The organism is Yersinia sp. 1252 StPb PI, assembly GCF_048593885.1.
In the GTDB taxonomy this organism is placed as follows: domain Bacteria; phylum Pseudomonadota; class Gammaproteobacteria; order Enterobacterales; family Enterobacteriaceae; genus Yersinia; species Yersinia enterocolitica_E.
Genome location: NZ_JAZGQE010000081.1, coordinates 1 through 20,021 on the forward strand (window position 1 = coordinate 1; position 20,021 = coordinate 20,021).

The window sequence follows — 20,021 nt, forward strand, 5'->3', positions numbered from 1 at the left end:
AACAACTTATCTACTTAGTAAAAACTTCCCGTTGACATTTCAGATAATAATCAAGCAACACTTCGTCTACATAAAAAGAGTGATGGCACAGCTAAAGTAATGACTAAAGTGACTATTTGCCAGCTTTCAATATAGTTATGCCATCTGTTATCGCTGTTTTTGTAAACAACAGGTAAAATATAATCTGCCGGTACGATAGTAAGCGAAGAAATACTTATCGATATTAAAAATAATAAATACGATAATTTTCCTACCATCCGCCAAGGATTTATTACATTTTTTTGATAAATAGCAAAGTTAGTTTGACTTAAGAATGACCAGATGGCGTTCACCTTCCAACTCTGGCACCTGCAATCGCACGACCGATTCAAGGCTAATACCCTCCGGCAGTACAGCTAACTCATCGTCCGGCCTCACCCCTTTAAGCGCATAAAAGCGCCCTTCAGGCTTAGCTGGCAAATGATGACACCAAGACAGCATATCTTGTAGAGATGCAAATGCACGGCTTATTACACCATCAAATGGCGGTTTTGCGGCAAAGTCCTCAACTCGGCTTTGCACTGGCTCAATATTATTTAAGCCCAGTTCGTGCTGTACCTGACGCAAGAAGCGTACACGTTTACCCAAGCTATCTAGCAACGTAAAGTGCGCAGTAGGCCGTACAATTGCCAGCGGTATCCCAGGAAGCCCAGGGCCGGTGCCCACATCAATAAACCGGTCACCCTGCAAATGTGGGTTAACCACAATACTATCCAGAATATGTCGCACTAGCATTTGCTGTGGGTCACGAACAGAAGTCAGATTGTAAGCTTTGTTCCACTTATGCAGCAGTTCTACATAGCCTATCAACTGTAATTTTTGCTGTTCAGGTAACACAATAGCTGCGGCATTTAGCAGGGAATCTAATTTTTTTAACACAACAATATCCTCTGACTAAGCTCGTTCAGTCAGCATGAAAAGGGCCGGGATGAGGAATGATAATCTAGCTTGGCAGTGGTTTGAACCGTTAGTTGTGGCCTGAAGCAAAGAAGAACTTACCTGCACTGCTTATCCCTTAGCAATGCAGGCAAACGTCGGTTGTTAGGCACTACGGCGTAACAACCCCTGTTTTTTCAGCCAAACCAATAAAATAGAGATTGCTGCTGGGGTAATGCCAGAAATACGCGAGGCTTGTCCGATTGAGTTAGGTTTGTGATCGTTCAGTTTAGCGATGACTTCGTTCGATAAACCAGACACCTGACGATAATCCAGATCAGCCGGCAGTAGAGTATTCTCATTGCGCAGTTGTTTTTCAATTTCTTCCTGCTGACGCGCGATATACCCTTCATATTTAACCTGAATTTCAACCTGATCCGCAGCTTGTGGATCTGTTAATGCTGGGCCAAAAGAGGTTAGGGTTGTCAGCAAACGATAATCAATTTCAGGCCGACGCAGTAATTCTTCACCATTGGCTTCTTTAGACAACGGCGATTTCAGTAATGCATTGATCTCAGAAACATTTTCTGAGTGTGGATGTACCCAGATATCACGCAGACGTTGGCGTTCTTTTTCAATTTGTTCAATTTTCTTGCTGAAATGTGCCCAACGAGCATCGTCAACCAGCCCTAATTTACGGCCCATCTCAGTCAGGCGCAGGTCCGCGTTATCTTCGCGCAGCATCAAGCGATATTCTGCGCGTGAGGTAAACATGCGATACGGTTCTTTGGTGCCAAGGGTGCTTAAATCGTCCACCAGCACGCCAAGGTAAGCTTCATCGCGGCGAGGTGACCATCCATCGTCATCGTTAGCGAAGCGGCCCGCATTAAGCCCTGCAAGCAGCCCTTGAGCCGCTGCTTCTTCATAGCCGGTAGTGCCATTGATTTGCCCAGCAAAGAACAGACCGTGGATATATTTGCTTTCCAAGGTAGGTTTCAAATCACGTGGATCAAAGAAATCATATTCGATGGCATAACCTGGTCGAATGATCCGGGCATTTTCCAGCCCTTTCATTGAACGGACGATTTGCATCTGTACATCGAAAGGCAGGCTGGTTGAAATACCGTTCGGATAGATCTCATTACTGGTCAGACCTTCTGGTTCAAGGAAGATCTGGTGTGAATTACGATCGGCGAAACGCATGACTTTGTCTTCGATCGACGGACAGTAGCGTGGCCCGATCCCTTCAATGATCCCGGCATACATTGGGCTACGATCTAAGTTATTGCGGATCACTTCATGCGTTTTTTCATTGGTATACGTAATGTGGCACGCCATCTGCTCAGGGTGTTGATCGGCATGACCCAGGAAAGAGAATACTGGAATAGGCGTATCACCGAACTGAGGGGCCAATTGGCTAAAATCAATGGTCCGCGCATCAATACGTGGTGGAGTACCGGTCTTAAGGCGATTAACGCGCAGTGGTAATTCACGCAAACGCTGTGACAATGAGATGGATGGCGGATCACCAGCACGGCCACCACTGTAGTTCTGAAGACCGATATGAATTTTTCCGTCGAGGAAAGTACCAACGGTTAATACCACTGCTTTCGCCCGGAATTTAAGACCCATTTGGGTGACTGCACCCACAACGCGATCATTTTCAACAATCAGATCTTCAACTGGCTGTTGAAAGAGAGTCAGGTTTGGCTGGTTTTCCAATGCAGTACGTATTGCCTGCCGATACAGAACACGGTCAGCCTGAGATCGGGTCGCTCTTACCGCTGGCCCTTTGCTGGCGTTTAGTATCCTAAACTGAATACCCGCCCGGTCAGTCGCCATGGCCATCAGGCCACCCAGAGCATCGATCTCTTTTACCAAATGTCCCTTACCGATACCGCCAATCGCTGGGTTACAAGACATTTGTCCCAGTGTGTCGATGTTGTGCGTCAGCAATAAGGTCTGACGTCCCATGCGTGCCGCTGCCATTGCAGCTTCCGTGCCGGCATGGCCACCACCAATGATGATGACGTCAAATTGATCTGGATAAAACATGGTACTGCACCTCGCCGTTATGCGAATTTCTGTGTTTGCCCTGGGGTGGGGGATTCTACTCAAGTTTAGACTTTCGACCAAGCGGCTTAGGATCTCCCTTAATTAAAAGAAGATCTTTTTATTTAAAGATCTCTTTATTAGATCTCTTATTAGGATCATGATCCTCTGTGGATAAGTGATTATTCACATGGAAGATCATAGTATTAAGGAAGATCGTTTGCTGTGAATGATCGGTGATCCTATTGCGTATAAGCTGGGATCTAAATGGCATGTTATGCACAGGCACTTTGGAGTGCCAAGGTTGTTATGTGGATATGTACCGGTTTTACCCTGCTTTTAAGCATACTTATCCACATTCGTTCGCGTGATCTTTAATCAAATTAGAGCAAATTAATCCAATTTTTGACCCAAACCTCTGCCGGATCCTCGGGAATTTCATGTTGGATGACGTCAATTTCTAAAATATCACCCAAACGTTTGGCGCCTTGTGCGATCAATTGTTGATCCAATGCTCTCACTGCACCGCAGAAAGTGTCATATTCTGAACTGCCCAAACCAACAGCACCAAAGTGCACTTGAGAAAGATCAGGCTTCTGTTGTTCGATTTGTTCTAATAATGGTTGAAGGTTATCTGGGAGATCACCCGCACCGTGGGTTGATGTGACTATTAGCCACGTACCCTCAAGCGTAAGCTCGTCTAATTCAGGGCCATGCAGCGTCTCTGTAGAAAAACCTGCTTCTTCTAATTTCTCAGCTAAATGTTCAGCAACATATTCAGCGCTGCCGAGTGTACTGCCACTGATCAAGGTAATGTCAGCCATAAAGAACCCAACCGAAGTAAAGAGCCGGTATTGTACGCTGTGAATCAGCTGGGATCTACCTGTGGATAATGTGGGTATAGTTATTTAGTGCTCAAGGCACAATGGTACGCATGATGGGGTTTTGCAGGGAGATAAGTGTCTCCGTTGACTGGATCTCATCGATAGTCTGGATCTTGTTGATAAGTACCTGCTGGAGCGCATCTATTGACTTACACATCACTTTAATAAAAATGCTGTAGTGGCCGGTGGTGTAATAGGCTTCTACAACTTCTTCTAAACCTTCCAGTTTTTTTAGTGCCGACGGGTAGTCTTTGGCACTTTTCAAAATAATACCGATAAAGCAACACACGTCATACCCGAGTTTTTTTGGATTAACGTGAACACAAGCCGCGGTAATGATCCCTGCCTGGCGCATTTTCTCCACTCGCACATGGATAGTTCCTGGACTCACGCCAAAATTTTTTGCCAATTCAGCATAAGGTGTGCGCGCATTTTCCATTAATGCGTTCAGGATGCCGCGATCGAGATTATCGATTTGATAAATTTCACCCATATTTGCCTCCTTTTTTTAACGATTAGTTAATTTAAGACCCATAAAAATGAATGATTAAAAGTGAAAAGGCAATATTGTTTGTTGGATATTGAATTTAACCCTCATTCTGTTGCTTAATCGATGTCAAGCCAGGTGGCATAACCTAATTAGCATAATCAGTAATAACGAATCGAGAAAACGGCAATGAAAAAACAATTTATCCAAAAACAACAACAAATCAGCTTCGTAAAATCATTCTTTTCCCGTCAATTAGAACAACAACTGGGTCTGATTGAAGTACAGGCACCAATCCTGAGTCGTGTGGGTGATGGTACTCAAGATAACCTTTCAGGTTCAGAGAAAGCCGTTCAGGTAAAAGTGAAGACATTGCCGGATGCAACTTTTGAAGTCGTTCATTCATTAGCTAAATGGAAACGCAAAACCTTGGGTCGCTTTGATTTTGGTGCTGACCAAGGGATATATACTCATATGAAAGCATTGCGCCCTGATGAAGATCGCCTAAGTGCTATTCATTCTGTGTATGTTGATCAGTGGGATTGGGAACGCGTGATGGGCGATGGTGAACGCAACCTGGCTTATCTGAAATCCACTGTTAACAAGATTTATACCGCTATTAAAGAAACTGAAGTGGCGATCAGTGCTGAATTTGGTGTGAAACCATTCCTGCCAGAGAATATTCAGTTTATCCACAGCGAAAGCCTGCGCGCTCGCTTCCCTGACCTGGATGCTAAAGGCCGCGAACGTGCGATAGCTAAAGAGCTGGGAGCTGTATTCCTGATTGGTATCGGTGGTAAATTGGCTGACGGTAAATCTCATGATGTGCGAGCGCCAGATTATGATGACTGGACGTCGCCGAGTGCTGAAGGTTTTGCGGGCTTGAACGGTGACATTATTGTCTGGAACCCTGTTCTTGAAGACGCGTTTGAAATCTCATCCATGGGGATACGTGTTGATGCTGAGGCACTTAAACGCCAATTGGCACTGACTTCTGATGAAGATCGTCTGAAACTGGAATGGCACCAATCACTGCTGAGTGGTGAAATGCCGCAAACTATCGGTGGCGGTATCGGCCAGTCTCGTTTAGTGATGTTATTGCTGCAACAGCAACATATCGGTCAGGTTCAATGTGGTGTATGGGGGCCAGAAATTAGCGAGAAGGTTGCAGGCCTGCTGTAAATCCCCTTCATACTTGATGTTGTAGGGTTGTTAGCGGCGCGCACTCACCTGAATCACTTACTTGAGTAAGCTCATCGGGGTTTGTTCGCTTGCTGCCTACCTACAACACCAATTATATTGGGTATTGATTCCCAATATAATTGCGGGTTTTTAATCTATGCTGTAGTGATATATAAATATTTTAAATATCACTATATGCAAGGTTGTTGATGTTATGGCCCTTTTTCATCCTATAAAGCACTATTTACACGCTCGGCCACGATTGTTGTTTTCGCTTGGCGCGGGTGTTGTCACTTATTTCCTGCTGCCAACACATTACTCGGTATTGCTGCGCCTAATGGTGAGTTGGAATGTTTCCGCCTGGCTTTATTTACTGTTTTTATGGTTGCAATTATTACGCACTGATTCGACGAAAATCAGCAAAATAGCCCGGGTGCAGGATGAAAGTGCCAGCATGGTGTTGAGTATTGTCAGCATGGCGTGTCTGGCCAGTATTCTGGTTATTTTATTTGAATTGAGCACGGCGAATCAGCTCTCAGGCTCTGCCAAGGCGTTCCATTTGGTCCTGACAGGGCTGACGTTATTGGTTTCATGGTTATTATTATCCACCGCTTTTACTATGCATTACGCACATTTGTTTTATATGCGCCGCGATAAATCAGAAACGGTTCTACCGTTACTTTTCCCCAAAGAGATAACCACGCCTTCCTATTGGGATTTCCTTTATTTCTCATTTACCATTGGTGTGGCTTGCCAAACTGCCGATGTCTCTACCGGCACGTCAGATATCCGCCGCGTAGTGCTCTTGCAGTCAGTGTTATCATTTATCTTTAATATGACGATATTGGGGTTGTCGATAAACGTTGGTGCCGGCCTGCTTAACTAGCGCTTCCAGCGGCGCATCAAGCGGCTTTTTAGCCCAGTATCAAAACGCCAGATATGATCGAAAATTCGCATGATACCGGGCTTACCATACGCAGACATGGCAACAGCATGAAAACGGTGCTGGTGGGCTTGTTGCTGGATTTTAATCTTTCTGACTAATTCGTCTGGTAAACGTTGGGCGATAAAATCTGAAATGATCACTGCATCTGCGTCATACCATTCTCTATCTTCCATTTTATTTAATGTGCTGGCTAAGCAAGCAGCCAGATCGGTACCTCCGCGAAAATGTTGGCCAAGAAAACGAATCGCCTGCTCAATACCACTGGCAGCAGATAGCTCGTAGTGAATTATTTCAGTGGCAAATAGCATGATGTAACAGCGGCGATTATCTGCCAGTGCAATTCGAAGCAGAGCCAGACAAAATGCTTTGGCACATTGTTCGTTAAATCCGCCCATGGAGCCTGAGGTATCGACACAGACGATAAAAGGGCCGCGAGGGTGTTCATCATTGCTTTTAAGACTGACCGGGCGCTGTAAGGTTTTCTCCTGCCAGTTGTCACCCTGCAAACGGTAAGTGAGTAAGCGGCGCTCCAGTAAACGGCGATAAAACTCAAATTCCAGCTCGCTCATCCCTAACATCACCAGTTCAGTCGGGAGCAATCGCAAAATATCATTACTTTGATGAATGCCACTGACCTCCTCTGGCACCGTATCGGGCTGGCGGACCATGACAGTATAAGGTTCGTAGCGAGCCTCTGGTGTCGGTTGTGCCTTTGCTGAACGGCTACGACCCAATTGCTCGGCCAGTTGTTGTAATTCGGGTTGTTGTTGTAGAAAGTCACCGTATTGCAGTAGCAATTGATAATCGCCACGCTGTAAGTGGCCCTGACTCATATCCCAAAGCCGCCCTGCCGCCCCATCATTGGTTGCCAGTACAGGTTCTAATGCCCCACTGAGCGCCAATCTCTGCTGGAGTTCAGCCAGAAGTTGTTCCCGCTCTTGCTCAAGTAACTGGTGATGAATGGTGATGGTTTGTAGCGTTAGGCTGACACGCCAACGCTGTAAAAATAAGGTTTGTAAACTATCGCCGGGTTGAGGGTTTCTGGCTAAATCAGCGGTTTGTAGCAATGTATTGGCTTGTGAAGCAAAGGGCGATTGCCATTGCTGTAACTGAGCCACAATATCTGGCAGATGCGCATAAAATAGTGGGCTACTTTCCAACAGGCTTTGTTGGTATAGGGAAAACTCATTTGCCAGAGTAGCCGGAGCTTTAGCCTCGCGGATACGCTGCTGTAAGTTTTGCTTCCAACCAGGAATATCTTTCATTAGCGCCCGTTTAATTCGCGGGAATTTTTCGAAAAATAGTGCTAATTGAGGTGACGCCAATAGCCCGATCACCATCTCTTCGATAAGCTCACCCTCACTTATCGATAGCAGCATATCCAATGTTGCCAGGCTGAGCATCTGTCAGTGTCCGCGCATTTTTTGCTGTTGCTGTTTAAGTTGTTCTGCCACCTGCAACAAGCTGGCCTCGACTTTGGCAAGCCATGAGGAGGGAGTGAATAAACACGGCTGGTGTTGGCTGAATAGCCGCCGCTGTTCGGCAAGACTATGTTCTACTGTGGTTAATTCCACCAGCAATTCCGGGGGAACACTGGCAGTTGCCGTACCCGGTTGGGAAAGTGTGGAGGGTTGGCGGCTGATATCTAGTATCGTTATATGCAATTGATCATCAATTTCTGCATCAATGGATTGGGCATAACCGACACCATTTAATTTAGCGCGCAAGCTCCCTCCTTTGTTCAACCATTGAGCGAGGGCATCTTTTTCTATTTGCAAATGGGTAACTTGAATATCATGCAGGCTGAGCGGTTTTTGCAGCAAAAGCGTCAAAGTGCTGTCTGTCAGGTCGTCTGGTAGAGCATATTGGGGTTTGCGGCTGAACATACCGCTTTGTTTGACGATGGTTAACGCTTGATGGTCACTTTGCTGTTGTTGGTGCTGTAACCACTGACCCTGAACATGTTGTAGTTTCATTAACAGGCTTTGCTGTTGATATCCCTGCTCGGTTAATAACTGTTCAAGCTGCTGTTGCAGCAGCTTAAGCGAACTGAGGTCATGCCACAGGCAATCTTTCAGCAAGATTAAGTCGATGGGTGTCACTTCACTGCGGCCACTAAAGAAAGCACTGGCTTGTAACAGGCGTAGCGCTTTTTTCCAACGTCTATCTGAGACATAGGGCGCTTGTTCTTGCGCACTGAGCCGTTGACGTAACTGAAAAATAAGCTCAAAACAGTGATCCGGTAAGGTGATTTTGTCGATCAACGGTTGCCACTGATAGAACTCTTCATCGCTGATACTGAGATTTTCTGCCACCGGATTATGATTTTCATTCTGTCGGCTGAGCAGTAGTGAGCGGAAGTTCTGCTTCTCTTGTACGCGATCCAGCCATAGGCGGATCAACATGCGGTCATAAAGTGCTTCCAGGCTACTATCAGCGTCAGGCAGCTCGTTAGAGGCAGTAACGAGTAATCGCATAGGGATGCTGTCTTCCCGATCACCATTTCTAAAGCGCCGTTCATTAATCGCTGTCAGCAAGGTGTTCAGAATTGCCGGGCCGGCTTTCCAAATCTCATCCAAAAAGACGATTTCAGCCTCCGGCAGGTAACCGCCTGTCATCCGTTGATAGCGTCCCTCCTCTTTCAATGCCTGAATCGAGAGGGGGCCAAACACCTCTTCCGGTGTTGAGAAACGGGTCATCAGATATTCAAATGCACGGGCATTACGGAAGGCAAATTTCAGGCGGCGGGCAATCAGGCTTTTGGCAATTCCCGGTGGGCCGAGCAAAAAAACACTCTCGCCACTGAGGGCGGCCAGCAAACATAAGCGGATAGCTTCCTGTCTTTCATACAGACCACTTTCAAGGGCGCTGCTTAAGCGGGAGATTCTTTCTGCTAATTGTGATGATTGCGCCATAATTGTTCTACATGTTCCGTTAGTTGATTGATTTTTACCTGATAAAAAGGAATAAACCATCTTTTCTTCATGGGATCGCTGATTTTATTAATAAGATAGTTCGTTGATTCGTAGAATTTTTATATCATCAGTTATTTGTAGTTGATGAATTTTCGCTCTGTTAGGTGCCTATTTAAGAGTAGGCAATCCATTGAAATCGTGCATACTGTGCGCCTTTTGGTGGGCGTATAAACAATACAGAACCGAGGATTAAGGTTCTTAAACGCACGCATCAGCTTATGGATGTTCTAGCAAAAAGAAATCAATTATGAGCACAGAACATAAACAGTCTTTATCGGCGGTAACCCTGGCAGCAATAGGGGTAGTTTACGGTGATATTGGTACCAGCCCGCTCTATACCTTGAGAGAGTGCTTTTCTGGTCATTATGGTTTTGATGTCCGCCCGGACGTGGTGTTTGGCTTTTTATCGCTGATTTTCTGGATGCTTATCCTGATAGTCTCGATTAAATATCTTACCTATGTCATGCGGGCCGATAACGCCGGCGAAGGGGGGATTTTAACGTTAATGTCTTTGGCTGGGCGTAATACCTCTTCCAGAGCCACCTCAATACTGGTGATTCTCGGGTTAATTGGCGGCAGTTTCTTTTATGGTGAGGTGGTCATCACCCCGGCAATATCCGTTATGTCGGCCATTGAAGGGCTAGAAATAGCAGCCCCAGCATTAGACCCTTATATTGTTCCCTGCTCCATTGCGGTACTCACTCTGCTGTTTGTGATTCAAAAGCACGGTACCGGCAGTGTCGGTAAATTATTCGCTCCCGTGATGCTGGTCTGGTTTCTGACGATCGCACTACTTGGTTTACGCAGTATTATTGCGAATCCAGAAGTATTGGTTGCGCTGAATCCTAAATGGGCGATAGGTTTCTTTGCTGAATATAAAACCGTGTCGTTTTATGCGCTTGGTGCCGTCGTATTGGCGATAACCGGGGTGGAAGCCTTATATGCAGATATGGGCCATTTTGGTAAATTCCCTATTCGTTTAGCTTGGTTTACCGTGGTTTTGCCCTCATTAGTACTGAACTATTTTGGTCAGGGCGCGTTATTGCTGAAAAACCCTGAAGCCATCAAAAACCCCTTCTTCTTATTAGCCCCTGATTGGGCATTGATTCCGCTGTTAATTCTGGCGACGCTGGCGACCGTTATTGCCTCGCAGGCGGTTATTTCCGGTGTCTTCTCGCTCACCCGACAGGCGGTTCGCTTAGGCTATTTACCGCCAATGCGGATTATTCATACCTCCGAAATGGAATCTGGCCAGATATATATCCCGGTCATTAACTGGACTCTCTATCTGGCGGTGGTATTGGTTATTGTGGGCTTCGAACGTTCCAGTAACCTGGCGGCCGCGTACGGTATCGCCGTAACCGGCACCATGGTGATAACCAGTATTCTGTTCTGCATCGTGGCATTGAAAAACTGGCACTGGAATCGGGTATTTGTCGGCATCTTACTGGTGATTTTGCTGATTATCGATGTCCCTATGTTCTCTGCCAATGCGTTGAAATTGTTCTCAGGTGGTTGGTTGCCAGTGTCTCTGGGGCTGGTGATGTTTATCATCATGACTACCTGGAAAAGTGAACGTTTCGGTTTGCTGCGTCGAATGCATGAACACGGTAATTCACTGGAAGCGATGATTGCTTCATTGGAAAAATCCCCCCCGGTGCGGGTTACTGGTACTGCTGTGTATATGTCGCGTGCAATGAATGTTATTCCCTTCGCGCTGTTGCATAACCTTAAACATAATAAGGTGTTGCATGAACGGGTTGTGCTACTGACATTGCGGACTGAAGATGCGCCGTATGTGCACAATGTGAACCGGGTAACCATCGAACAACTCTCCCCGACGTTTTGGCGAGTGGTGGCCAGTTATGGTTGGCGTGAAACACCGAATGTGGAAGAAATCTTCCATCGCTGCGGCCTGGAGGGGTTGCCATGCCAGATGATGGAAACCTCATTCTTTATGTCCCATGAGTCGCTAATCCTTACCAAGCGGCCGTGGTACCTGTTCCTGCGCGGTAAGTTATTTATTGCGCTCAGTCGGAATGCGCTGCGTGCTGCTGACCAGTTTGAGATCCCACCGAATAGGGTGATTGAGCTTGGGACGCAGGTAGAGATTTAATCTGAAAGGCCGTTATGATTAACGGCCTTTTTTGTACCTATTCTTCTTCTTTTCCCTCTGTTCAGCGAAACGTTTCGATGGCGATCACAATTTCATCAAATTGGGTTTGCCTTCTGCGGCTATTTTTCTAAACTCAGTATCAGCGAAACGTTTCGCTGTTGGAGTAGAAAATGAAAAAAGGCGCATTACTTAATTCTGATATTTCCGCTGTTATCTCCCGCCTGGGCCATACCGATCAGGTTGTGATAGGTGATGCGGGGCTGCCGATACCGGCAACCACCACACGTATCGATCTGGCACTGACACGAGGCGTCCCTGGATTTCTTCAGGTTCTTGAGGTGGTAACACAAGAAATGCAGGTTGAAAGTGCAGTCTTGGCGGAGGAGATCGTTAAAAATAATCCGCAACTCCATGAAGCGTTACTCGCGCAACTATCACAACTTGAGCAGCACCAGGGAAACCAAATTGTTTTGCGCTATATCAGCCATGAGGCTTTTAAAGAGCAAACCAAACAAAGCCGGGCAGTGATCCGTAGCGGGGAATGTTCCCCCTTTGCTAATGTCATTCTCTGTTCCGGCGTAACCTTCTGAGGCATTTATGCAACCTTTGCTGCAACTTAAAGGGATTGATAAAGCCTTTCCCGGCGTTAAAGCACTCTCCGGTGCCGCACTGAGTGTCTATCCCGGCAGGGTGATGGCACTGGTAGGCGAAAATGGCGCTGGAAAATCGACCATGATGAAAGTGCTGACCGGCATCTACAGTAAAGATGCTGGCAGTCAGTATTTTATGGGTAAGGAAGTGGCGTTTAATGGCCCAAAAGACTCGCAGGAAGCGGGCATTGGCATTATTCATCAGGAACTTAACCTGATTCCTCAATTAACTATCGCAGAAAACATCTTCTTAGGGCGTGAGTTTGTTAATCGTTTTGGCAGCATCGATTGGAAAAAGATGTATGCCGAAGCCGATTTACTGCTGGCGCGCCTTAATATCAGTTACAGCAGCCATCGGCTGGTGGGTGAGCTTTCCATTGGTGATCAGCAAATGGTGGAGATAGCCAAAGTGCTGAGCTTTGAATCCAAAGTGATCATTATGGATGAGCCAACTGATGCGCTTACCGATACTGAAACCGCCTCTCTGTTTAATGTGATTAAAGAGCTAAAGGCGGAAGGTCGCGGAATTGTTTATATCTCTCACCGGTTAAAAGAGATTTTTGAGATTTGCGACGACGTCACGGTATTTCGTGATGGGCAATTTATTGCCGAAAAACCGGTTGATAGTCTGACTGAAAACTCACTGATTGAGATGATGGTGGGCCGTAAGCTGGAAGAACAGTACCCGCGCTTGAATATACCCCGTGGTGAAAAGCGTTTGCAGGTCAAACAGCTCTGCGGCCCGGGCGTGAAAAATGTCAGTTTCACTTTATACAGTGGCGAAATTTTGGGGGTTGCCGGTCTGATGGGGGCTGGTCGCACCGAGCTGATGAAAATCATCTATGGCGCGCTACCGCGTAAATCAGGTTTTGTGATGTTGGATGGCCGCGAAGTTGTCACCCATTCACCACAAGATGGTCTGGCAAATGGCATTGTCTATATTTCTGAAGACCGCAAACGGGATGGTTTGGTACTTGGAATGTCAGTTAAAGAGAATATGTCTTTGACTGCATTGCGTTATTTTAGCCGTTCAGGTGGTTCGCTCAAGCATGCTGAAGAGCAGCAGGCGGTATCGGATTTCATTCGTTTATTTAATATTAAAACCCCGTCCATGGAACAACCTATTGGTTTGTTATCCGGTGGTAACCAGCAGAAAGTGGCTATTGCACGCGGTTTAATGACCCGCCCTAAAGTGCTGATCCTTGATGAACCTACCCGTGGTGTTGACGTCGGGGCTAAAAAAGAAATTTACCAATTAATCAACCAATTCAAACAAGAAGGGTTGAGCATCATTCTGGTTTCCTCAGAAATGCCGGAAGTGCTGGGCATGAGTGACCGCATTCTTGTGATGCATGAAGGCCAGCTAAGCGGCGAGTTCTCTATTGAACAGGCTACCCAGGAAGTGTTGATGGCAGCAGCCGTTGGCAAGCGTGATTTATTGAAAAATAATTTATTTACACTCTAAATAATTCGAGTTGCAGGAAGCCAACGCAAATGCGGCTTGAAATATGACGAGTAGAGCAGGAGTAATCAGATATGAGTTCCCAAGCTATCCAGACAAAACGCTGGTTCAGTAAAGAATGGTTATTAGAACAAAAATCACTGATTGCGCTGCTGGTGCTGATTGCTGTGGTTTCGTCACTAAGCCCGAACTTCTTTACCCTAAATAACATGTTTAACATTCTCCAGCAGACTTCTGTCAATGCCATTATGGCGGTGGGTATGACGCTGGTTATCCTGACATCCGGTATTGATTTGTCTGTCGGGTCATTATTGGCACTGACTGGCGCAGTAGCGGCATCTATTGTTGGATTGGAAGTGAATGCTTTGGTTGCCGTCGCCGCTGCATTGGCGCTAGGGGCATTTATTGGTGCCATAACCGGGGTCATTGTCGCTAAAGGTAAGGTACAAGCATTTATTGCCACTCTGGTCATGATGCTACTATTACGTGGCGTTACTATGGTTTACACCAATGGTAGCCCAGTAAATACCGGTTTTACTGATGTGGCTGATACTTTTGGCTGGTTCGGTATCGGGCGCCCATTGGGTATACCAACACCAATCTGGTTGATGGCTATCGTCTTTATTGCTGTGTGGTACATGTTGCACCACACTCGCCTGGGCCGCTATATCTACGCATTGGGTGGCAATGAGTCAGCAACACGGCTCTCTGGTATCAGCGTAGATAAAGTTAAGATTATTGTTTATTCATTATGTGGATTGTTAGCGGCACTGGCTGGGATTATCGAAGTGGCCCGCCTGTCGTCAGCACAACCTACAGCCGGTACCGGCTATGAACTGGATGCAATCGCAGCCGTGGTTCTTGGGGGTACCAGCCTTGCTGGGGGTAAGGGGCGGATCGTCGGCACCCTGATTGGCGCGTTAATCCTCGGCTTTTTAAATAACGGTTTGAATTTATTGGGTGTCTCCTCTTACTACCAAATGATCGTAAAGGCAGTGGTTATCCTGCTGGCGGTATTGGTAGACAATAAAAGCAGCAAATAACCTCCTAACTCCCTACAGGAATTGCGACCATGAAAATGAAGAAACTGGCTACCTTGATCTCTGTTGTTGCCCTGAGCGCCACCGTAAGTGCTAACGCACTGGCAAAAGACACCATCGCACTGGTAGTTTCCACCTTGAATAATCCGTTCTTTGTTTCAATGAAAGACGGCGCGCAAAAAGAAGCGGATAAACTCGGCTACAACCTGGTGGTATTGGATTCTCAAAACAATCCGGCGAAAGAGCTGGCTAACGTGCAGGATCTGACAGTTCGCGGCACCAAACTATTGCTGATTAACCCAACGGATTCTGATGCAGTCGGTAACGCAGTTAAAATGGCGAATAAGGCCAATATCCCGGTTATCACGCTCGACCGTTTGGCAAACTCTGGCACTGTGGTGAGTCACGTTGCATCCGATAACCGTTTTGGTGGCAAAATGGCCGGTGATTTCATTGCCAAAAAACTGGGTAATGATGCCAAAGTGATTCAGTTGGAAGGGATTGCGGGTGCTTCTGCGGCCCGTGAACGTGGTGAAGGCTTCAAGCAGTCAATGGATCAACATAAATTCCAACTGTTAGCCAGCCAACCTGCTGATTTTGACCGTACTAAAGGTTTGAATGTGATGCAGAACCTGCTGACCGCTCACCCGAATGTTCAGGCTGTATTCGCACAGAACGACGAGATGGCACTGGGCGCACTGCGTGCCTTGCAAACAGCCGGTAAAGCCGATGTGCTAGTGGTTGGTTTTGATGGCACCGACGACGGTCTTAAAGCAGTCCAAGGCGGCAAACTGGGCGCAACTATCGCTCAACGCCCTGATCAGATTGGTGTTATTGGTGTACAAACCGCTGATAAAGTATTGAAAGGCGAGAAAGTGCAGGCCGTTATCCCGGTAGATTTGAAATTAGTGACTAAATAATATCGAAAAGCAGGGCATATAACGCCGCTGCCCTAAAACGGAAAACAAAACGTTACGGGTGGCGGTGTCATTCACAAAGGAATAAATACGATGAAAACAGGCAAACTGGTGGTCTTGGGCAGCATCAATGCCGATCATATTCTGAATATTGAGCAGTTTCCGCGCCCAGGTGAAACGGTGATCGGGAAGCAGTATAAAGTCGCGTTTGGTGGCAAAGGTGCTAACCAGGCGGTTGCTGCTGGCCGTAGCGGAGCAAACATCGCGTTTATTGCCTGTGTGGGTGAAGATGATATTGGTGACCGGGTGCGTCAGCAATTAGCCAGCGATAATATTGATACCGCGCCAATCGAGGCTGTAGCTGATACCACAACCGGTGTTGCTTTGATTTTCGTGAATGGTGAAGGCGAAAACGTTATTGGTATCAATGCCGGTGCTAACTCGGCAGTTACACCTGAATATCTTGGTCGTTACCAGCAACAAGTTATCGATGCAGATGCATTATTGATGCAACTGGAATCACCACTTGAGACAGTTATTGCTGCCGCTAAATTGGCGAAGCTGCATCAAACACAGGTTATTCTTAATCCGGCGCCAGCTCGTGAATTACCGGACGAGCTATTAACGCTGGTGGATATGATTACTCCGAATGAAACAGAAGCCGAGCGTTTAACGGGGATTCATATTGATCAGGATTATGACGCAGCGCAAGCAGCGCAAATTCTGCATGATAAAGGCATCGCTACCGTAATCATTACATTGGGTAGCCGTGGTGTATGGCTTAGTGAACAAGGTAAAGGGAAATTGGTTGCCGGGTTCAAGGTTAACGCTGTAGATACTATTGCTGCTGGTGATACATTCAATGGCGCATTATTAACTGCGTTATTGGAAGGTCAGGTAATGGACTCAGCAGTACGTTTTGCTCACGCAGCGGCCGCTATCGCGGTGACTCGCCCCGGCGCGCAGCCCTCTATTCCGTGGCGTGCAGAGATCGACAGTTTCCTACAAGGCCAGGTATAACTTTGGCCACCATGAAAGACGTCGCCCGCCTGGCGGGCGTATCTACGTCAACAGTCTCACATGTTATTAATAAAAACCGCTTTGTCAGTGACCCTATTCGCGACAAAGTGCTGGCTGCTATCAAACAGCTCAACTATGCCCCTTCAGCACTGGCTCGTAGTTTGAAACTCAATCAAACCCGTACCATTGGTATGTTGGTTACCGCCAGTAGCAACCCGTTTTATGCTGAAGTAGTCCGTGGCGTGGAGCGCAGTTGCTATGAGCGTGGTTACAGTTTGATTCTATGCAATACCGAAGGCGATATCGATCGCATGAGCCATAGCATTGAAACTCTGATGCAAAAGCGCGTCGATGGTCTGCTACTGATGTGCACCGAAAACCACCGCCCTTCTCAAGATATTCTGCGTTGCTACCCGTCATTACCGATAATCATGATGGACTGGGCACCCTTTGAGGGCGTCAATGACGTGATTCAGGATAATTCATTATTGGGTGGCGAAATGGCAACCTCATATTTGATTGCTAGAGGCTATACCCGAATCGCTTGTATTGCTGGCCCACAAGATAAAACCCCTGCCAAAGAACGTTTGGAAGGGTACCGTCAGGCTATGGATCGCGCAGGTTTACCTATTCCATCCGGTTATGAAGTTGCCAGTGATTTTGAATTTGGTGGCGGTTTAGTCGCGATGAAACAGTTGCTTGCGCTACCGGAACCCCCAGAAGCGGTGTTTACCAGTAATGATGCGATGGCTGTTGGGGTTTATCAGGCTTTGCATCAGGCGGGGTTATCGATACCACAAGATATGGCGGTTATTGGTTACGATGATATTGAAATCGCACAATATATGACACCGCCATTGACCACTATCCATCAACCAAAAGACTCCCTTGGTGAACTGGCTATTGATACACTGATTCATCGATTGAATAACCCGGAAGCGGAACCACAAGTTCTGATTCTCACTCCCGAGCTAATAGAGCGGGGATCGGTGGTCAGTTGTTAAACTTCACTCTCCGCAGGTTGTGTGGCTTTTTTGCTATTACGGCCTTGAATTAGATTGTCGCCATCATTTGGTTTCAGTAATAAGAACACCATGGATGAAAGTAATGTCACTATTCCCATTGTAATAAAGGTGTAGTGGAAGTGATCGACATTGCCACCAAACGATAACCCATCATAAAACCGCAATACCACCGCACTAATGGCAACGCCAAAGCTAATGGCCAGTTGTTGGGTTACCGCCAAAACACTGTTACCTGAGCTGGCATTGTTATCGGTTAAGTCAGCCAGTGTGATGGTATTCATCGCAGTGAACTGTGTCGACATTGCCATCCCCAAGACAAACAGCGGCAATATCATCATCCACGGCGACATGCCCGGTGATTGCAGCGCAAATAGCGCAATCAGCACTCCGATAATAACCGTAATTCCTACCAATACAGTCCTATAACCCAGTGAACGTAATACTTGAGTAACGGCAGATTTTGCCATCATCGAACCAATGGCGGTTGGGGCCATCATACAACCGGCAATAATGGCTGAGTATCCGAACCCGACTTGTAACATCAGTGGCATCAGAAAAGGCACACACCCGGTACCTAAACGGGAGGCCACGTTACCGGCAATCCCAACCGAGAATGTTCGGTTTTTAAATAGCGGCAAACCAATCAATGGATTTGGATGACCTTTGGCGTGGAATATATAGAAGAGCAACATCAATAAACCACTCAGTAACACCGTGACTGGCAGATAGCTGGCGATATCCGGTCGGCCCATTATCTCCAGACTTACGGATATCAGGACCAAACTGCTACCAAATAGCAGGAAACCGATAATATCAAAGGCACGTTTAGGCATGGTGAAGTCCGGCATATATTTACGGGCATAAAAGATGCCCAGTAAGCCGATAGGAATATTAAGGATAAAGATCCAATGCCAAGTGGTATAGGTCACCAGTAATCCACCTAATAGTGGCCCCATCACCGGGCCGACTAACCCTGGGATAGTGACAAAATTCAGAACCGGCAATAACTCACTGCGTGGGTAAGCCCTGATCAGCGCAAGCCGGGCCACAGGCATCATCATTGCGCCACCCACCCCTTGAATAACCCGGGAGGCCACCAGAAAAGCCAATGAATCTGAAAGTGCGCACAGTAATGACCCTAGCGTAAATAGAGATACAGCCAGAATGAATACCCGTCGGGTACCAAAACGGTCCGCCAGCCAGCCACTCACTGGAATCAACATCGCGACCGTCAGGGTATAGCTGATAATTGCTGACTGCATGGTCAGTGGTGAGCGGTTAAGGCTTTCAGCAATTGATGGGAGTGCCGTATTCAGTATAGTGGCATCCAAAGCCTGCATAAAGAAAGCCATGGCAGCTAGCCAAGGAAGGCCCGCCATACTGCGTGCAGATTTTATCATTGTTCGTCCTGATTATAGGGGTGAGTGTGAGCACCTTCTTTATATATAGAGAGATAGAACAGCTAGCCGTTAATTTTTATCTGTTAATAATACCTGACATGCCAGCAAGGCTCCCTGACTGTCACCTGCCAAAATTGTATCAACAATATCCTGATGGTATTGCAGCTTAATCACTTCATCGCCGGTAATGGCGCGGAAATAGCTGTGATAAACCGAACTGAACAAATTGGCGAAAGAGGTCAAAAACGGGTTACCACTGGCTTCATATATTAACTGATGAAATTGAGCATCCACTTGAATCCATTTTTCACGATTAAAGTGAGTATCTAACGCACGCATCTCTGCAATCAGTGATGCTAACAATGCTCGCTGTTGCTCATTGGCATTAATGGCTGCCAATGAACAGGCTTGAGGCTCAAGTGAGGTTCTTAATATAAGGAAGTGTTGCATCACTTGATCGAAATTCTCTCTGTTCAGCCACCAAGTGAGTAACTCCTGATCGAGGTAGTTCCAATTTGTTTGTGGCATCACTCGGGTACCAATGCGTGGGCGGGGTAATAACATCCCTTTTGCTGCCAGCATCTTTACTGCTTCACGAACGGCAGTACGACTAACACCAAATTGCTCCCCCAACTCTATCTCACCAGGCAGTATGCTGCCGGCTGCATATTCTCCGGCGAGAATTCGCTGGCCAATCTTCTCAGCCAACAGGTAAGAGAGATTTCGCTGGGCGGCCTGTTGTTGGGTATTTAGTTGCATGGTGATTTGTCCTATCTGTCTTCTTATATATCTATTTTACTCTACTGTTTAACACTGGTAGTGAATGTTTAGCTTAATAATTGTTTAAACATTGGTCTTTTAGCCTATTTTTGCTGAAATAAAACGCGGTTGAAAAGTTTTTTCAAATTAGGGGTTGCAGGCTGTCAGGAACTCCCTATAATGCGCCTCCA

At 46.6% G+C, this 20,021-nt stretch carries 17 protein-coding genes; 9 read left to right on the forward strand and 8 right to left on the reverse strand.

The window, feature by feature from the left end; translation table 11 throughout:
* Positions 1 to 297: 297 nt before the first annotated feature.
* The 4 genes from rsmG to asnC form a co-directional block, all read right to left on the reverse strand.
* Complete coding sequence (gene rsmG, locus V2A85_RS13080) at positions 298 to 918, reverse strand: 16S rRNA (guanine(527)-N(7))-methyltransferase RsmG (protein WP_083161586.1); 621 nt, start codon at positions 916 to 918, stop codon at positions 298 to 300.
* A 162-nt stretch (positions 919 to 1,080) separates the two neighbouring features.
* The gene (gene mnmG / locus V2A85_RS13085) at positions 1,081 to 2,970 is read right to left on the reverse strand and encodes a tRNA uridine-5-carboxymethylaminomethyl(34) synthesis enzyme MnmG (RefSeq protein ID WP_420071612.1); all 1,890 of its coding nucleotides are present in this window, start codon (positions 2,968 to 2,970) and stop codon (positions 1,081 to 1,083) included.
* A 380-nt stretch (positions 2,971 to 3,350) separates the two neighbouring features.
* The gene (gene mioC, locus V2A85_RS13090; RefSeq protein ID WP_005192870.1) at positions 3,351 to 3,791 is read right to left on the reverse strand and encodes an FMN-binding protein MioC; all 441 of its coding nucleotides are present in this window, start codon (positions 3,789 to 3,791) and stop codon (positions 3,351 to 3,353) included.
* Positions 3,792 to 3,882: 91 nt separating this feature from the next.
* Positions 3,883 to 4,344 (reverse strand): transcriptional regulator AsnC, encoded by a 462-nt coding sequence (asnC, locus tag V2A85_RS13095; protein ID WP_083161588.1) that lies wholly within the window; start codon positions 4,342 to 4,344, stop codon positions 3,883 to 3,885.
* 183 nt (positions 4,345 to 4,527) lie between these two features.
* Here asnC and asnA point away from each other — a divergent pair, with 183 nt between their 5' ends.
* Positions 4,528 to 5,520 carry an aspartate--ammonia ligase gene (gene asnA, locus V2A85_RS13100; RefSeq protein WP_372560175.1) on the forward strand — a complete coding sequence of 331 codons (993 nt, stop codon included), beginning with the start codon at positions 4,528 to 4,530 and terminating at the stop codon, positions 5,518 to 5,520.
* 214 nt (positions 5,521 to 5,734) lie between these two features.
* Positions 5,735 to 6,406, forward strand: a complete 672-nt coding sequence (locus V2A85_RS13105; protein WP_372560174.1) for a DUF1345 domain-containing protein — start codon at positions 5,735 to 5,737, stop codon at positions 6,404 to 6,406.
* On the opposite strand, the gene viaA is transcribed toward V2A85_RS13105, so the two are convergent.
* Positions 6,403 to 7,869, reverse strand: coding sequence for an ATPase RavA stimulator ViaA (gene viaA / locus V2A85_RS13110; protein WP_420071613.1), 1,467 nt, complete (start codon positions 7,867 to 7,869; stop codon positions 6,403 to 6,405). The genes V2A85_RS13105 and viaA overlap by 4 nt on opposite strands.
* A 3-nt stretch (positions 7,870 to 7,872) precedes the next feature.
* Positions 7,873 to 9,381: an ATPase RavA gene (gene ravA, locus V2A85_RS13115; protein WP_420071614.1), complete on the reverse strand. Its 1,509-nt coding sequence runs from the start codon at positions 9,379 to 9,381 to the stop codon at positions 7,873 to 7,875.
* A gap of 307 nt (positions 9,382 to 9,688) precedes the next feature.
* Here ravA and kup point away from each other — a divergent pair, with 307 nt between their 5' ends.
* From kup to rbsR, 7 genes are all read left to right on the forward strand, one after another.
* Positions 9,689 to 11,557 carry a low affinity potassium transporter Kup gene (gene kup, locus V2A85_RS13120; protein WP_372560171.1) on the forward strand — a complete coding sequence of 623 codons (1,869 nt, stop codon included), beginning with the start codon at positions 9,689 to 9,691 and terminating at the stop codon, positions 11,555 to 11,557.
* A 170-nt stretch (positions 11,558 to 11,727) separates the two neighbouring features.
* Entirely contained in the window at positions 11,728 to 12,147 is a 420-nt protein-coding gene (gene rbsD, locus V2A85_RS13125) for a D-ribose pyranase (RefSeq protein ID WP_083161597.1), read from the forward strand.
* Positions 12,148 to 12,154: 7 nt separating this feature from the next.
* Entirely contained in the window at positions 12,155 to 13,672 is a 1,518-nt protein-coding gene (rbsA, locus tag V2A85_RS13130; RefSeq protein WP_083161599.1) for a ribose ABC transporter ATP-binding protein RbsA, read from the forward strand.
* 71 nt (positions 13,673 to 13,743) lie between these two features.
* Positions 13,744 to 14,712: a ribose ABC transporter permease gene (rbsC, locus tag V2A85_RS13135; RefSeq protein ID WP_083161601.1), complete on the forward strand. Its 969-nt coding sequence runs from the start codon at positions 13,744 to 13,746 to the stop codon at positions 14,710 to 14,712.
* 29 nt (positions 14,713 to 14,741) lie between these two features.
* Positions 14,742 to 15,629 carry a ribose ABC transporter substrate-binding protein RbsB gene (rbsB, locus tag V2A85_RS13140; RefSeq protein WP_083161603.1) on the forward strand — a complete coding sequence of 296 codons (888 nt, stop codon included), beginning with the start codon at positions 14,742 to 14,744 and terminating at the stop codon, positions 15,627 to 15,629.
* A gap of 90 nt (positions 15,630 to 15,719) precedes the next feature.
* A complete protein-coding gene (gene rbsK, locus V2A85_RS13145) occupies positions 15,720 to 16,646 on the forward strand; it encodes a ribokinase (protein WP_420071615.1) in 927 nt (308 codons plus the stop codon).
* A 2-nt stretch (positions 16,647 to 16,648) separates the two neighbouring features.
* Positions 16,649 to 17,650, forward strand: a complete 1,002-nt coding sequence (rbsR, locus tag V2A85_RS13150; protein WP_372560168.1) for a ribose operon transcriptional repressor RbsR — start codon at positions 16,649 to 16,651, stop codon at positions 17,648 to 17,650.
* Here the strand turns inward: rbsR and mdtD are convergent.
* Positions 17,647 to 19,071 (reverse strand): multidrug transporter subunit MdtD, encoded by a 1,425-nt coding sequence (gene mdtD / locus V2A85_RS13155; protein WP_083161609.1) that lies wholly within the window; start codon positions 19,069 to 19,071, stop codon positions 17,647 to 17,649. The two genes, rbsR and mdtD, sit on opposite strands and share 4 nt — an antisense overlap.
* A 69-nt stretch (positions 19,072 to 19,140) precedes the next feature.
* A complete protein-coding gene (locus tag V2A85_RS13160) occupies positions 19,141 to 19,830 on the reverse strand; it encodes a FadR/GntR family transcriptional regulator (protein ID WP_083161611.1) in 690 nt (229 codons plus the stop codon).
* Positions 19,831 to 20,021 lie beyond the last annotated feature (191 nt).